Source organism: Pararhizobium sp. O133, from assembly GCF_051669845.1.
Taxonomy (GTDB): Bacteria; Pseudomonadota; Alphaproteobacteria; order Rhizobiales; family Rhizobiaceae; genus Pararhizobium.
The window spans coordinates 4,088,461-4,103,286 of the sequence record NZ_CP196426.1 but is presented as its reverse complement, the minus strand read 5'-3'; the positions used below and the strand labels follow the sequence as shown (position 1 = coordinate 4,103,286).

Here is a 14,826-nt window from a genome sequence, read left to right as displayed (position 1 = left end):
ATGCCACCAATGCTCGATAGCGATCAAATCGCTCAGGACGATCTTCACAGCGGCAGATCCCCATGGGGAAAAGGCAAACGGCCACCCCTCAAGCATCTTTTGACCGAGAGCTTCAAGACAGATGTGCTGGTCGTCGGCGGCGGTATTACCGGATCGCTGGCTGCCCAGCATCTGGCCGCGCGCGGTGTAAACGTCACCGTCGTCGATAAGGAGCCCCCTGGGCTCGGCAGCACAGCTGCCAGCACGGCCATGTTGCAGTGGGACATCGATCGAAAACTTGGGGAACTGACAGATTTCTACGGCTTTGACCACGCCGTTGAAATCTACCGGCACAGCGTCGCTGCCGTGCAGGGGCTGCGCAGCCTTGTCGGCGACCTTGGACTGCCATGCACTCTGCGTCCTCGCTCGACCCTCTATATCGCAGCGAACGATGTCGGGCCAGATGCCTTGCGCCGCGAATACCTGCTGCGTGAGCGGGCGGGACTGCCCGGCATATTGCTCGATCACGCCGATCTTCTGTCGCGCACCGGCATTGACCGGCCGGCGGCGATCGTTTCGCCGGGGTCGGCCGACGCCGATCCGCTGCTTCTGTCCTGGGGACTTTTGAACGATGCCGTGGCCCGTGGCGCGCGACTGATCGACGCCATGGTCACCGCCTATCACGATGCGCCCGGAGCGGTAACCATCGAGACGGATGGACCCTTCGTGATCGAGGCGCGGCATGCCATTCTCGCCACCGGTTATGTCATGCCCGATTTCGTGCACGCGGAAATCCACCGGACATCGTCGAGCTGGGCCATCGCCACGGTGCGCCAGCAACCTGAAAAGCTCTGGCCGGGCGGGGAACTGATCTGGGAGGCGTCGGAAAACTATCACTATGCCCGCACTACGCCTGATGGCCGGATCATCATCGGAGGCGGTGACGACGATACCGTCGATCCTGCTGAACGCGATGCCAAGATGCCGGGAAAGACGGCGCATCTGGTCGAGACCCTCGCCGGTCTATGGCCAGCCGCAAAACGTGACGTCGATTTCGCGTGGTCCGGCACCTTCGGGCAAACGGAGGATGGCCTGCCGCTGATCGGCGCGGTACACGGCATGCCGCGTATCCTTGCCGCCTACGGTTACGGCGGCAACGGCATCACCTTCAGCTTCATGGCGTCGCGCATCCTGGCCGAACTCTGCGCCGGCAACAGACAGAGCTGGTTCGACGCCTTCGCCATCGAACGGCCTTCGCCGAGAAAATAGAGATCAGGCTAAATCAGGCCCGGCCGGCCCTGGCGTTTTCGTCGAAGAACAGCGCCTGGCTGATCAGTGCCTTAACCATTTCCGGATTGAACGGCTTCGTCACCAGGAAGGCCGGCTCAGGCTTGGTCCCGGTCAGAAGGCGTTCCGGGAAGGCGGTGATGAAGATCACCGGAATCGTCGCGCTTTTGAGGATTTCGTTGACGGCGTCGATGCCGGAACTGCCGTCGGCCAGCTGGATGTCGGCAAGGATCATCTTCGGCATGGCCTTTTCGAAGAGTGTGATCGCTTCGTCGTAGGTTCTCGCCACACCGGCCACCGTATGACCGAGGCTGAGCACCATGTCTTCGATGTCCATGGCGATCAGCGGTTCATCCTCGATGATCAGGATTTCGGTGGCAACCTGTCGTGAAATATCCTCGGAAGCCTCGCGCAAGAGTTCGGCTGCTTGCGGTTCGCTCACGTCCAGGATCTCCGCGGTTTCCGCTGGGGTAAAGCCTTCGACCGAGACGAGCAGGAAGGCCTTGCGGGCTGCCGGCGGGATCAGCGACAGGTTGGCCGCCGCACGCTTTTCCCAACTGAAGGGAGAGGCGGTTTCCGGCAGGTCGATGCTGATTTCGTCCATCTGCGAGCAGAACAGCCTGAACAGATTCACCCTGTCATTGCTGCCCTGCGGAAAAAGCGAGATATCGGCAATGAGAGCTTCCAGCACCGCCGCCACATAGGCGTCGCCCGAGGTCTGCGATCCGGTTACCGCGCGGGAGAAGCGCCGGAGATAGGGCAGGTGGGCTGCGATCCGCATGGAAAGTGACATTTATGACTTCCTTCAGTATGATGCCGGGCAAAGCTGCCGATGCGCGACGCTATTCCGAGTCGAACCGTGGCATCGGTTTGAACATGTTTTATGGTTTATGGGAAGTTTTGAAGCAGATTCAATTTCTGTAGGGACGCCGCAAACTCCGTAAAAATTCGGAATATCGCAAGACTTTGCGTGTATCAAATAGACGCAGGAAAGCGTAGCGGCTTTGTGATGATGGCTGCGGGTTCAGGAGCGAAACCGTCGATGAGTGACATCCCCGAAAATCATCGGCGTGCCGGACCGGCGCGAAATGGGAACGGTTCTCTCAAGGGGCCGAATGCCCAGATCGCCACCAAATTGAAGGCGCTCTACACGGCGGTCGAGGAAGAGCCGATCCCCGACATGTTCCTTGATCTCCTCGAAAAACTGGATCAGGCAGAGCAACTCGGAAAACCCCGTTCCTGATCGAGACCCGGTCTCGTCCTTCCTTTCCATGGCGAAGACATGAAAAACGGGCCGAAGCCCGTTTTCCCTTGTCTGCGATATGACGCCGGCCAATCAGCAATTTGCGATGTAGCGGCGGCCGTAGCGGTCGCGATAGTAGCACTTGCCCGGCTCGTTGGCATTGCCGATCAGCGCGCCCGCGACACCGCCGATGGCTGCACCGACTGCCGCACCACGGACATTGCCCGTTGCAGCGCCGCCGATGATGGCGCCGGACGCAGCGCCGATGCCCGCGCCCTTTTCCGTGGCGGTGCACGCTGCGAGAGGCATGATGAGAGCGATTGCGAGGAGGATCTTTTTCATGGGTGGCTTCCTTTCAAAGGTCTGGATGAAGATGGAATGCGGAACGTTGCGGGTCAGATCCGACCCATCAGCACAAGGATGAGAAGGATGACGACGATCAGTCCGAGGCCACCCGAGGGGCCGTAACCCCAGCTGCGACTGTGACCCCACGTCGGCAATGCGCCAATCAGCAGAAGGATCAGGACAATCAGGAGAATCGTACCGAGCATCGTATTTCCTCTTCAGGTTCAAGGCCTTTGGGGCCACGGGTTCCGCTCTCAAAACTCTTGTCACGCGATTTTGTTCCAGCGTCATATTGCCCTGTTCAAAGTCCACGCGGAACGGGGTTGGCAAAGGGAGTAGCCTGCGAAATATCAGTAAGTGTCTGGTTACTTTTTGGCGTCAGCGGACCGAGCAGAAGGAAGGCGCCGATCAACCGGTCAACCTTGTCGCGCGCCTCGGCCATCGGCAGGTGGCCGACCTTGTCGAGGATGACCGTCTGGACACGCGGCAAGCGGCCGGACAGATGAATTTGGTGTGCCGGCGGCACGATGGCGTCGCGCGCGCCGATGATGTTGAGCACCGGCACATCGATCCGCGACAGCTCGGCCAACACCGATGTTCGTGACATCCAGGAGACGAAGGCGGCGATCTCGTCGGCCTTCGAGTTCAGCAATTGTTCGCGCACCTTCTCCATGGTCGCCGCAGTTTCCTCTGTCTCCCAGCCCACGTTCTTGTCGAACACGGTTTCGAGCGAGCCCCAGCGGAAATTTTCGCGTGTGGAAATCCAGCGGGTGAAAAGCCGGATGAACAGGTGCCGGCCCAGCAAGGGTAGCCGCAGGATGCGCGACGCCATCCGTTCCTGGCCTTCGAAGCGCCCGCAAGCAAAAGCCCCCATCAGGATGACATTGCTGACCAGGTCGGGCCGATGCCTTGCCAGAAGCAGCGAGACGAAGCCGCCGGTCGAATGGCCGATGAGGGTCACCGGCTCGCCGTCGAAATCCCGTTCGATCGCCTGCGCATAGGCATCGACAATATCCTCGGTTCTCAGAATTCCGCCAAAACCGTCCAGCGTCCACGGGCTATGTCCGGGCAAGGGATAGGCGACCGAGCGACCCTCTCTCACGATGCTGGGGGCAAAACTGCTCCAGAAGGATGGTCCCATGACCATGCCATGAATCAGCACGGTTCGCATGCCGGTATCTTCGGATAACCAATGGGCAAAAGGTGGACGCAACATGGCTGACATTCCTTGAACGGACGTCTCGGTCATTGCCTAGGGGAGGTTGGTTGTCTGGGCAGGCGGCCATTCTCGGCGCGGGTATCCGGGTTCACCAAAGTCACGCCAGGCATTCCTTGACGCCCTTTCACAACGCTGGATCGGCGCAAAAGTTCCCGGCATTTTTTTCGGGAACATCCCGGCGTGCATGTCCGTTACCTTCTCAAGTAAATCATTGTGCAAGGAGCACGACGATGGAACACATTGCCGCAATCATGATGCTGGTCGGATGCAGCCAGGGCAATATTCAATGCACGGAATTGCCTGCCCCGGCCGTGGGGTTTGAGACCGCCGAGGAATGCCAGGAACTGCTGAGCCCGGCGATCAAAGCGGCGCGTGACGGTTACAAGATCGTCTATGGGAAATGCGCGGCCGTCGATCCGGCCCTTTTTATCGAAGATGCCACGATTACCTGGGATATCACTCCATCCGAGGAACTGGACGTACGGATCACCTTCGATGATCCGACGGCACCGGTGATGGTCGCTGAGAAGAGAGACCGCAAGGACGTGATCAGCAATTGATTATCCCGCGAAGTGGAACCTTTTCCACGCACGCGGCGTTGATTTCATACCAACCTAGAGGAGCACCGCAATGAATTGGGATATGATTGAAGGTAAGTGGACCGAGTATCGCGGTAAGGCCCAGACCCAGTGGGGCAAGCTGACGGACGACGATCTCGATGTGATCAATGGCCGCCGCAAGGAATTGGCCGGCCGCATCCAGGTTCGCTACGGCGTCGAAAAGGATGAAGCCGAGCGGCAGATCGACGAGTGGTCCTCCCGCCACTGACATTTCAAATGAAAACCCAACGGCACGCGAATCCCCTCGCGTGCCGTTTCGATGTGCGGCCTTTTGGAAAGGTCGGAACTAACACGGGATGACTGCCGTTCAAGTCAGTATTCCCAGCGGCGGGCAATGATATTGCGCCAGCCGAATTGAGCCCCGATACAGCATGAAGGAGTCCACCATGATCCGTATCCTCCTGGCGACGACGGTCCTTGCGGCGTCATTGGCAACCGGCGCCGTTGCGCAGGATGCCGCCAACAAGGCCGATCCTGCAAAGGACGCAAGCCCAACCACCAAGCAAGGTCCGAGCGGCTATTTCTCCGCGGCGCCCGAGCAGATTCTAGCTAGCACTGTTCTCGGCAAGACCGTTTATACCGGTGCTGATGAGCAGGGCGAAGCGATCGGCGACGTCAACGACGTTGTGATCAATGCCGATGGCGGAGCCGAAGCGCTGGTCGTTGGTGTCGGCGGTTTTCTCGGCCTTGGTGAAAAGGATGTTGCTGTCGGCTTCGATCGCGTATCCTGGTCGGATCGCGATGGCCAGCGCATCATCGTGGTTTCTGCGACGAAGGAAGAGCTGGAGGCCGCCCCGCAATTTGAACGTGGTGCGATGATGGATGGTTCCTTGGCGACGCTTCCGGAAGACAAGGACGCCGAAAACAGAAACGCCAATGCCGCTCCCGTAAATTCGCCGGTCTTGAAGGACGAGACCGCGCAATCGACGCAGCCGACGCTCGGGACCACGCCGCAGATGACGGATCCGGATGCGGTTCTGCCGCTCGATACCGACACGACCGCATCGACCGAACCCGAAATGAAACTGATCGATCCGGCCCAGATCAGCACCGACAAATTGATCGGCACGGAGGTAAAGGTGGCCGACGACACGAAGGTCGGCGAGATCGGTGACGTGCTGGTCGGCCAGAACGGCAAGGTCGAAGCCTATGTCATCGACGTCGGTGGTTTTCTTGGCATCGGCGAGAAGCCCGTGGCGATGAGTGCCGAGAGCGTGCAGGTCATGGCGGATGCCAGCGGAACGATGACCATCTATTCGCCTTTCACCAAGGCTCAACTGGAAAGCCAGGTTGCCTATGATGAGACGGCCTACAAGGCGAATCCGGTTGGCGTGCTGTTGCGTGCGCCGTCAAAGTAAACACATGACGGGAGCCGGCATCGACAGGGCGTGCCGGCTTTTCCTGGTTTGAGGCAGCGACAAAAACGGCGACCAGTTGGCCGCCGTTACCCTTCCGTCATGATCTTGTGTGCTAGAGCATCGTTCCCTTAATACGATCCATTCTGTTGGCTCAAAACGGCCGATCCACAAGAAGGATGGCGCAGAGCGATGCGACATCCATCGGTCCAGCCATCCGCCGCAGTGGGCGGCCGTTTTCAGCCAACCCGAAGGGCTGGATGAATTTTGGCCACGACCGGCGGTGGCCGTCTCAACCGCAGCTTTTGCTGCGCTTTTCGCCAGCCGCCTTGGTTCTGGCCAAAATTCCTTCCAGCAGAATGGGGCGTATTAAGGGAATGATGCTCTAGTTGTCGTTGCTACGTTCGGACGCTTCGAGCTCGTTCAGAAGATCGGCGAAATATCCTTCTGTCTTCGGCATGTCGTCCTTGAAGTAGAGATCACGCAGCGTCTTGCCGATATGCAAGTTCTTGTCCCGTGCCCGGATGGGCTGCCGGACTGCTGCTGCTGCCGACTTCCAGATATTCGATGTCGATACGGTCATTTTACTATCTCGCATGATGTATATGCCTTCACAACGTCCCCTGTGTCGGTAATGTTCCGCGAACGAAGTGGCTTAACCGTGTCAAATTGGGCCAAATTTCAACGCCATGGTTAAGGAAGTGTGTAGATCTGCCTTGATGAGGCGCTCTGGAGAGCGGCTGGAACAAAACTACTCCTAATACGTTTATGGAAAGACGAACAAACCAAGGAGAATCCCCGATGCTGTACTATGCTCTCGTCTTCCTCGTCGTTGCCATCATCGCCGGTGTCCTGGGCTTCGGTGGCATCGCCGGCGCCTCCGCCGGGATCGCGCAGATCCTTTTCTTCCTGTTCCTGGCCTTCCTTGTCATCTCGCTGGTGGTTGGGCTGATGCGCAGAACCTGATCCCATCTCAGGGAACGCGATTAAAGGGAGCGTTGCGAAAGCATCGCTCCCTTCAGACTGCTGACAAACCCCTTTGGGGTCTCGGCGCAGCTTCTTTGATTCCAATCCGTTCACCTTTCGATTCAGAGACGTTCCGTGAATCTGACACCAAGGAAGAAGGCCCGTAGGGTTTGTCAGCAAGCTGAAGGGAGCGTTGCGAAAGCATCGCTCCCTTTTTCATGCACTGAGACGACCTGTCGCGGTCCTTGCCTTGCCGAAGGACCAAGGCTTGGCTATTCATGCCCTGACCATTTCGCAATCGTCCAATCGGGAGCCGCCCGGAGCATGAAGTCGCTGGAACTCATCGTCGAACGGATCATTCTGTCGAGCCGCTGGCTCCTGGTGATCTTCTACCTCGGACTTGTCGCCGCTCTCGCGCTCTATGGTGTGTCCTTTGCCTACAAGTTCTATAAAATCGCGATCATGGTCTTTGCCTATGACGAGGCGGACATGATCCTCGCCATGCTCGGGCTGATCGATGCTGCACTGGTCGCCAGCCTGATCGTCATGGTGATGATTTCCGGATACGAGAATTTCGTCAGCCGCTTCGACGAGGCGGACGCGGAAGTCTCCTTCCTCGGAAAACTCGATTCCGGCAGCCTCAAGATCAAGGTGGCCTCCTCGATCGTGGCGATCTCGTCCATTCACCTGTTGCAGATTTTCCTGAATACGCAGCAATATACCAATGACCAGCTGATGTGGGCGACGATCATGCATCTGGCCTTTGTCGTGTCCGCCCTGATGCTCGGCTTCCTCGAGCAGATCATGGGCAAGCTGAAGAAGTAAATGGCGGCAACGCCGGGAATGGAGAACGGGGCATGAAGACAGATGTCGTTGTTTTGGGGGCGGGCATCGTTGGCCTGTCGACGGCCATCCATCTGGCGCGGCGCGGCAAGTCCGTCGTGTTGCTCGATCGCCGCGGCGCGGGCGAGGAAACGTCCTATGGCAATGCCGGCCTGATCCAGCGCGAAGGCGTCTTCCCCTATGGTTTTCCGCATGATTTCGGCGCGCTGTTCCGCTATGCGCTGAACAACACGATCGACGCGCACTATCATTTCCGGGCGTTGCCGGGGCTGGTGCCCTTTTTGATCCGTTACTGGTGGAATTCCGGCTTTACCCAGCATCAGAACATCGCCTCCATGTACGCGCCGCTGATCGAAAGCTCGATTGCCGAGCACGATGACCTGATCAACGCGTCGGGCGCTGGCGATCTTATCCGCAAGGACGGCTGGATGAAGGTTTTCCGCACGGAAGCCGCCCGCGACGCCGCCTACAAGGATGCCGAAAAGCTCTCCTCGACCTTCGGCGTCAATCATCAGAAACTGTCGACCAGCGAATTGAAGACCATGGAACCGTCGATCAAGGCGGATCTGACGGGCGGCCTGCGCTGGACCGATCCCTGGTCGATCCGCGATCCGCACAGCCTCAACAAGGCCTATCTCATCTATTTCCAGTCGCTTGGCGGCCGTCTTGTCTCGGGCGATGCCGCGACGCTCGAACATGTGCTGGAAGGCGCCGGCTGGCGCGTTGCGACGCCGGAAGGCCCGCTCGAAGCCAAGGAAGTCGTCGTCGCGCTCGGTCCTTGGGCCGATACGGTGACCCGCAAGCTCGGTTATCGCTTCCCGCTCGCCGTCAAGCGCGGCTATCATATGCATTACGGTATGCAGGACGGTGCCCAGCTCAACAATTGGGTGCTGGATGCAGAGAAGGGCTATTTCCTCGCGCCGATGCTGCGCGGCATCCGGCTGACCACCGGCGCCGAGTTCGCCAATCGCGATGCGCCGAAGACGCCGGTGCAACTGACCCGCGCCGAGCGCGTCGCCCGTGAGTTTTTCCCGCTGGCCGAACGGCGCGACGAGGAACCGTGGATGGGCGCGCGCCCCTGCACGCCGGACATGATGCCGATCATCGGCAAGGCGCCGCGCCACGAAGGCCTATGGTTCGCCTTCGGTCACGCGCATCACGGCATGACGCTCGGCCCGGTGACCGGCCGCGCGCTCGCCGAAAAGATGACCGGCGAAAAGACGGTCATCGACATCAAGCCATATCGTCCCGACCGCTTCGTCGCCTGAGGTTCAGATTCTCGAGGCCCCACGGGTTCCATCAACGCTCCGCCCTTGGGCGGACGCGACTGCCTTTCGCGCCGACTTAAAAAAATTCCCGATGACGGAACCAATGTCGATCCCAGCCGTTTATCAGGTTGGCTGAAGCGAGGGTTCGGTCTGTCTTGCCATGCGCGACATATGGAAATGACTGCCGTACACACGGCAGCGGGAGCATTTATATCATGCATAAACAGGTTGTCGAGTTCAACGGTGATGCCGTTGGCGCGCTGGTACCGGACGGCGAGCGGTTCCGGTTCATGGCGGTGAAGTTCAGCGTCTGGAGCCTGGACGGACGCGTGTTTTCCCGGCCGGCCGAGGCAAGGCGGGCCGTCATTATGCTTCTGTCGAAGGAAGCCGGTCAGACCATGCCGTCCGCGAGTTTCTGGAGTCCCGGCGAGGGTGATCCGTCCGAAAGTCAATTTGGCTGGAATGCGACATCCGCCGTGCCGCGGATGACTGTGGGGCAGAATGGCGTCTGATCCGGGTCACGGATCGGCATAGCCCGATGCGCGGAGATCAAGCCTGTGGGCGGAGGGATCTTCCTTGAACAGCAGCGTGCCGGTGGCGTTAGACTGTTGAGGTACATAGTCGAAGGTCACCTCCCTTGTCTCGATGACCGTGTCGCCATCGCTGAGCGTCCCCGTCACGGGAACCGCCGCCGCCGTTCGCTTGCCGCTGTTCCCGACAACGAACGAAACCTGATAGCCGCCGGATGTTGCTTGCTGTCGGGTGATCCGCACCGTGAGATCCGGTGTGCCGCCGGTGAATAACATGGCCTCATAGCCGATCCATCCGGTCATCGCGAGGACGAGGAGGGTGCAGAGTACGCCCGTGGCCCATTCGGCCCAGTGTGCCTGCTTGGACACCGTCTTTTTCCCGCGTTTGCCTTGTGTTGCCTCTTGCGCCATCTCAATGTTCTCACAAAATCAATCGTGCCGCGGCTGCACCGATCGCGCCGGGAAAGGCCAGGACGATCATGGCCATCATTGCCGGCGTGAACGAGCCGCCATCCAGCCGTCCGAAACTCCACAGCGCATATAGGCTGATCAGCAATGCGATTACATAGCCGGGAAGGGTGAAGCGGATCAGCGCATGCCACCAAGGCGTATCGCTCGAGAGTTCATGGCCGCCCTTGAAGGAGACGGCATAGACGAAGGCATGCATCAGCGCGATCGACAGAAGGATGGTGGCGAGCGCATGCCAGGGTGTCATCTTGTAGGAGATCAGGATCATCTCTTCCGTCGGGGCCATGTTGAGGTTCAGGAAGAGCGCGCCGACCACCATCATGAACAGTTCGCTGCCATAACCGGCCTGGGCATCGTCGTCGGCGTCGTCCTTGCCGCTGCCCAGTTCGCTGCGTCCGAGCAGCGCGCCGATGCTGGCCGGCACGGCCTGGACCGCGATCTTGCCGGCTATTTCCTGCATCGGCATATCCGCCATCAGAAGCTTGAACAGGGACAGCATCACCGCACTCGTGACGATGCCGATGCCATAGGCGATCATCGCATCGCGGGCGCTTTCCCGAAGCGAGAATGTCTCTTCGAAGCCGATTCTATGGGAAATGCCGATCAGCAGCGGAATGGCGAGGAGGAGCAGGAGAACGAGGCGCCAGCGATCCATGGTGAAGCCAAGCGCCCACATTTCCATCGTCATCTGCATCGGTAGGGCGAACAGGAGGGCGCCGGCAACGCCGCGACCAAGGCCGACCAGAAAATGCGCCGGTGTCACGGGTTTTCCGGCATGATCCTGCGCATCTTCCGTATCTTCGGCTCTGGCTCCCAACATTGATCCCTTCTCAAAGCTTACCCGCGGACCGGCGCTGGATGCCGGGCCGCAAACCGGTCAATCCAGACCGCCTATCACTCGTCCCAATCCTTTGGAATGCCCTCATCGACACCGCTTGTCCTCAAAGCATTGCGGATTTTGGTTACGCCCGGAATACCATAGATCAGCGACTCGATCTGCCGACGCTCCTGTGCCGTATCGACCGTGCCGCTCAGCAAGACGGCGCCCCGCCGTGCCTTGAGATCGACGCCGGACGTTTCGATCTCGCTGTCTTCCAACGCGTTGGAAATCAGGTCTTCCAGCGCGTCGTCCTCGACGTCTGCTTCGGTATCGTCACCGAACAGGTCGGGGCCGTTGGCGCTCTCGATCGCGGTATCGCTGCTCCGCTCGAAACCAGGATTGCCGGCCTCGTCGAAATTCTCGCTCGATTGCCCGTATGAGCCATTGGCGACCTTGGTCTCGGAGCCGGGAGTGCCGTCCGCATAGGGCCAGCCTTCGTTCACATCGCGGTCCTCGTAGTCGCGATAATCCTCTTCCCGCCCCGTGGTCTTCGTCGTCCCGTCGATCATGGATCTATCCTCAGTGGTTGGATTGGAAGAGTAACGACCGGCGGCGGTTTTAGTTCATTCCAAACTGGTGCCGGCAGACTGAATCTGCCGGACACGAAAAAGGTGGAACCGCCGGAACAGTTCCACCTTTCGCATCTGTCCAGACCGGCGATTAGTTGGCCGGAGCGGTCTCGTTGGTCTGCGGAGCCGTGCCGTTCGTCTGGGGCTGCTGGTCAGCGCCGGTGGCAGGGGTCTGCGTATCCGGCGTTGCCGGCGTCGCATTCGGAGTTGCCGACGTGTCGGGCGTAGCGGTGCCCGGCGTCGCGCTATTGTCGACCGGCGGCGTGGCGTTGTCAGCCGGGGCCGTCGTGCTCTGGTCGGTCGTGGCCGGCGGTGTGGCCGTATCGGTCGTCTGGTCGGTCGACATTTCAGCCGGCAACCAGACCAGCAGGGCCAGAACGAGGCCCGCAAGCAGGATGATCAGCACAGGCCAGGTCGAGCGGGACGAGCGCACCTCGACGTCTTCGGGCCGGCGTTGGTTGAGAAGCGGATCATTCACCGGCTGGGATGTCACCGGATCGATGCGCTGGCCGGCCTGATCGGCGGGCCATGCCGTCGGATTCGTGGGACGGTCAGTGGGGTCAAAACGTTGATTCATGGCGTTCACATCCTTTCGAGAAATGGTAGCCTGTGCCATCAAGCGTTGAAGGCAACTGAGCCCTAAACGCCTTGGTGGGGCGAATGTTCCTTGAAAAGCTGTGGCTAACACGAAGCCTTAGGAGGAGGGCAACTCCGCGATCTCACCAAACTGTGCCAGCAACCGCGGACTGGTCATGTCGCCGGACTCCTCGTCGACCTCGACGGCATAGGCGGCGACTCCGGCAAAGCGGCTGGCCATGGCACCGGCGATCTTCTCGGCACTGACGGCATTCGAGGCCTGCCGCATCTCGCCGGGCACAAGATTGCCGCGCACCCTGCGGTAGGGAAGGACGATGAATTTCTCGGCCATGATCGGCGCCTTTCAGATTCCGGGATGAGAAACGGCGCTATCGGCGCGCGCGTCGTCATACGGTTATTTAAGCTTCAAGAGCGCGATGAAAAGGCTTCCGTTCGCGGCGGGAGTTGAGCAACGTCGAAATGATCGGGGGGAAGCTTCGCCTTGGCGCACTCCACCATCGTGTCATAGGCGCTTTCCAGATGGCGGCAGAATCGCTCGGCGTCGAACAGCGGGGCGGTGAATCTCCGCCGGGATATGACATCTTTCAGGCGCGCCACTTCCGATGGGTTTTCCGCCAAGGCAACGGCCATGTCCACGAAGGCATCGGCATCGGGCGCCACCAGTTCGAGCACGCCGAGCGTGGTCAGCAGGCTTTCGGAAACCCGCGAGGCAAAATTGCTGCCCCTGAACGTCACCACCGGCAGCCCCGCCCAGAGCTTGTCCGAGGTGGTCGTGTGGCCATTATAGGGAAAGGTATCGAGTCCGATATCCGCTGCCTGCAGCCGGGCTATATGGGCGTCGTAGGGCGCCGACTGCGCGAAGATGATGCGGTCCGCGGCGATCCCGCGCGCTTGAAAGGCCGCGAGGAAATTGCTGCGTGCGAGCGCACCGTCGATCATCACCCAGAGAATGGCATGGTCCGCGCGACGCAGTATCTCGGCCCAGTGATCGACGACCTCCAGTGAAATCTTGCGAGCCGCATTGAAGGCGGCAAGGACGACACGGTCTTCGGGCAGGCCGAGGAGCCGGCGGCTGGCTGCTGGCGGCAGGGCGCGGTGGACAGGGTCGTTCGGCTGGTAGCTCTCCGGCAGGCGGCAGAATTTCTCGTGATAGAAGGGTCTGGAACTGTCGGGCAGCACGATCCGGTCGCCGATGACGAAGTCGCAGTCGATATGGGTGCCGCTGCCGGGAAAACCGAGCCAGGCGACCTGAACGGGAGCGGGCATCTGATTGAGGATGTTCGACCGCGATCCGCCGGTGTGTCCCTTCAGATCCACTAGGATATCGATGCCCTTCTGGCGGATGATATCGGCCGCCTGTGCATCGGTCTTGCCGAGGATGGAAACCACGCGGCCCCATCTTTGCCGGTTGTCGTATTCGTTGATCGTATGGTGTTCCGGCGTGTAGCAGAAAAGGGTGATGTCGAAACGAGAGGCGTCGTGTGCCTCCAGCACGTTTCGCAGCAGCCGCATGGTGGCATGCGCGCTGAAGAAGTCGTTGGAGAGATAACCGACGCGGATTTTGTCGACCCAGCCATGCGGGCGCGTTCGCCTTTGCCGGCTGGCAGCGGGCGAGGGAGGGGCGGTCAGGCCGGGATTGTTCATAGCGCTGCGGTTCAGCCGTTCGTCGCCGCAGCGCAAGAGATTGGAATAGGCGGTTTCGCCTTCGAGCGCCGACAGGTCTCCCGTCGCCAGCCGCGCGCCCAGCGCCGTCTCCAGTTTCTCGATCGCCGCGAAATCGCAAAAGTCGCGGGCGACCGACATGAACTTGAACTGGGTGAAGGGGTCGTCGGGATAAAGCGCCGCCAGCTTGCCGAAGACCGTCAGCGCCAGCGGGTTGCGCTCCTCCTCATTGAGAATGTCGCCGGCGAGCTTCAGATGATCGGGGTCATCACTGCCGGCCAGCGTGTTCTTGACGAGATCGACAAGCGCGGCGTCGCCGCTGCGCCGGAAGGAGCGGGCGAGGGCATAGGCGAGTTCGGCGTCCTCCGGCAGGCTGGGGAGAAGCCGGATACCCAGCAGTTGCGCCCGGTCGTCGTCGCCGGCCTCAGCATAAAGCATCACCGCCCGCTTCTGAAACCGGCTATCGCAAGGACTGTCGGCGCCATCGGCGGCCTGTTCGAAAATCTGCGCCGCTTCCGCCAACAGCCCGAGCCTGGCCAGTGTTTCCCCCAAGAGTATCCGGGCGGGTGGATTCATCGTGTCGCTAAGCAGCGGGGTCAGGATCGTCAAGGCTTCAACGAAATCGCCCCGTTCGAATGCGGCTTGCGCCGCAACAAGTGCTTGGCCATCCATATGCGCTATTCCAAAAGGCACCCTGGTCGGGCAAAGCAAATATGCTAGAGCGCATCCCTTGCGCGGGGTGGGTCGCTGGAAGAAGTCAGGAGCGCGCTGCGGCAAAAACAGGACGGCCACGTTCTTTCGTGGCAGCGAGAGAGACGTCAATCTGCCCGCCCGACCCTATTCTAAAGTTAATAGCAGTCGCGTCCGATCCTTGCGGATACCAGCCGTGTCGCAGATTTTGCGAACAATTGAAATGAGGATTTTGAAGCGGCAGGAGATTGTTTGGTTTCTCCACCGTTCGGGAGCGTGCCGCCCAGCGATTAACACCGCCGCTG

At 60.1% G+C, this 14,826-nt stretch carries 20 protein-coding genes; 9 read left to right on the top strand and 11 right to left on the bottom strand.

Annotated elements, in window-relative coordinates:
- Positions 1-9: 9 nt before the first annotated feature.
- On the top strand, positions 10-1,248 hold the full coding sequence (locus tag ACST81_RS19945) for an NAD(P)/FAD-dependent oxidoreductase (RefSeq protein WP_438753710.1): 1,239 nt from the start codon (positions 10-12) through the stop codon (positions 1,246-1,248).
- 13 nt (positions 1,249-1,261) lie between these two features.
- Here the strand turns inward: ACST81_RS19945 and ACST81_RS19940 are convergent, their stop codons facing one another.
- Entirely contained in the window at positions 1,262-2,059 is a 798-nt protein-coding gene (locus tag ACST81_RS19940; protein ID WP_438750091.1) for a response regulator, read from the bottom strand.
- A gap of 330 nt (positions 2,060-2,389) precedes the next feature.
- On the opposite strand from ACST81_RS19940, the gene ACST81_RS19935 reads away from it, so the two are divergent.
- Positions 2,390-2,509: a NepR family anti-sigma factor gene (locus ACST81_RS19935; RefSeq protein ID WP_438753708.1), complete on the top strand. Its 120-nt coding sequence runs from the start codon at positions 2,390-2,392 to the stop codon at positions 2,507-2,509.
- Between the two features lie 93 nt (positions 2,510-2,602).
- Here ACST81_RS19935 and ACST81_RS19930 read toward each other — a convergent pair whose 3' ends face one another.
- The 3 genes from ACST81_RS19930 to ACST81_RS19920 form a co-directional block, all read right to left on the bottom strand.
- Positions 2,603-2,851, bottom strand: coding sequence for a glycine zipper domain-containing protein (locus ACST81_RS19930; RefSeq protein ID WP_325462337.1), 249 nt, complete (start codon positions 2,849-2,851; stop codon positions 2,603-2,605).
- Positions 2,852-2,904: 53 nt separating this feature from the next.
- On the bottom strand, positions 2,905-3,060 hold the full coding sequence (locus ACST81_RS19925; RefSeq protein WP_325462338.1) for a DUF3309 family protein: 156 nt from the start codon (positions 3,058-3,060) through the stop codon (positions 2,905-2,907).
- 95 nt (positions 3,061-3,155) lie between these two features.
- Complete coding sequence (locus ACST81_RS19920) at positions 3,156-4,025, bottom strand: alpha/beta fold hydrolase (protein WP_438750088.1); 870 nt, start codon at positions 4,023-4,025, stop codon at positions 3,156-3,158.
- A gap of 278 nt (positions 4,026-4,303) precedes the next feature.
- Between ACST81_RS19920 and ACST81_RS19915 the strand changes: the two genes are divergently transcribed.
- From ACST81_RS19915 to ACST81_RS19905, 3 genes are all read left to right on the top strand, one after another.
- Positions 4,304-4,633, top strand: coding sequence for a hypothetical protein (locus ACST81_RS19915; RefSeq protein ID WP_438750086.1), 330 nt, complete (start codon positions 4,304-4,306; stop codon positions 4,631-4,633).
- A gap of 70 nt (positions 4,634-4,703) precedes the next feature.
- Positions 4,704-4,901, top strand: a complete 198-nt coding sequence (locus ACST81_RS19910; RefSeq protein WP_325462341.1) for a CsbD family protein — start codon at positions 4,704-4,706, stop codon at positions 4,899-4,901.
- Between the two features lie 178 nt (positions 4,902-5,079).
- Positions 5,080-6,051 carry a PRC-barrel domain-containing protein gene (locus ACST81_RS19905; RefSeq protein ID WP_438750083.1) on the top strand — a complete coding sequence of 324 codons (972 nt, stop codon included), beginning with the start codon at positions 5,080-5,082 and terminating at the stop codon, positions 6,049-6,051.
- A gap of 382 nt (positions 6,052-6,433) precedes the next feature.
- Here the strand turns inward: ACST81_RS19905 and ACST81_RS19900 are convergent, their stop codons facing one another.
- Complete coding sequence (locus ACST81_RS19900) at positions 6,434-6,631, bottom strand: hypothetical protein (RefSeq protein ID WP_438750082.1); 198 nt, start codon at positions 6,629-6,631, stop codon at positions 6,434-6,436.
- 218 nt (positions 6,632-6,849) lie between these two features.
- Here ACST81_RS19900 and ACST81_RS19895 point away from each other — a divergent pair, with 218 nt between their 5' ends.
- From ACST81_RS19895 to ACST81_RS19880, 4 genes are all read left to right on the top strand, one after another.
- A complete protein-coding gene (locus ACST81_RS19895; protein ID WP_025426013.1) occupies positions 6,850-7,014 on the top strand; it encodes a DUF1328 domain-containing protein in 165 nt (54 codons plus the stop codon).
- Between the two features lie 324 nt (positions 7,015-7,338).
- Positions 7,339-7,839 carry a TIGR00645 family protein gene (locus tag ACST81_RS19890; protein ID WP_438750079.1) on the top strand — a complete coding sequence of 167 codons (501 nt, stop codon included), beginning with the start codon at positions 7,339-7,341 and terminating at the stop codon, positions 7,837-7,839.
- Positions 7,840-7,871: 32 nt separating this feature from the next.
- Positions 7,872-9,125, top strand: coding sequence for an NAD(P)/FAD-dependent oxidoreductase (locus ACST81_RS19885; protein ID WP_438750078.1), 1,254 nt, complete (start codon positions 7,872-7,874; stop codon positions 9,123-9,125).
- A gap of 215 nt (positions 9,126-9,340) precedes the next feature.
- Positions 9,341-9,637 (top strand): hypothetical protein, encoded by a 297-nt coding sequence (locus ACST81_RS19880; protein WP_438750077.1) that lies wholly within the window; start codon positions 9,341-9,343, stop codon positions 9,635-9,637.
- Positions 9,638-9,643: 6 nt separating this feature from the next.
- Here ACST81_RS19880 and ACST81_RS19875 read toward each other — a convergent pair whose 3' ends face one another.
- The 6 genes from ACST81_RS19875 to ACST81_RS19850 form a co-directional block, all read right to left on the bottom strand.
- Entirely contained in the window at positions 9,644-10,024 is a 381-nt protein-coding gene (locus ACST81_RS19875) for a TIGR02588 family protein (protein WP_438750076.1), read from the bottom strand.
- Between the two features lie 52 nt (positions 10,025-10,076).
- Positions 10,077-10,943: a TIGR02587 family membrane protein gene (locus tag ACST81_RS19870; protein ID WP_438750075.1), complete on the bottom strand. Its 867-nt coding sequence runs from the start codon at positions 10,941-10,943 to the stop codon at positions 10,077-10,079.
- 74 nt (positions 10,944-11,017) lie between these two features.
- On the bottom strand, positions 11,018-11,512 hold the full coding sequence (locus ACST81_RS19865) for a BON domain-containing protein (protein WP_438750074.1): 495 nt from the start codon (positions 11,510-11,512) through the stop codon (positions 11,018-11,020).
- A 151-nt stretch (positions 11,513-11,663) separates the two neighbouring features.
- Complete coding sequence (locus ACST81_RS19860) at positions 11,664-12,149, bottom strand: hypothetical protein (RefSeq protein WP_438750073.1); 486 nt, start codon at positions 12,147-12,149, stop codon at positions 11,664-11,666.
- 117 nt (positions 12,150-12,266) lie between these two features.
- Positions 12,267-12,500 (bottom strand): hypothetical protein, encoded by a 234-nt coding sequence (locus ACST81_RS19855; RefSeq protein ID WP_438750072.1) that lies wholly within the window; start codon positions 12,498-12,500, stop codon positions 12,267-12,269.
- Between the two features lie 74 nt (positions 12,501-12,574).
- Positions 12,575-14,503 carry an O-linked N-acetylglucosamine transferase family protein gene (locus tag ACST81_RS19850; protein ID WP_438750071.1) on the bottom strand — a complete coding sequence of 643 codons (1,929 nt, stop codon included), beginning with the start codon at positions 14,501-14,503 and terminating at the stop codon, positions 12,575-12,577.
- Positions 14,504-14,826 lie beyond the last annotated feature (323 nt).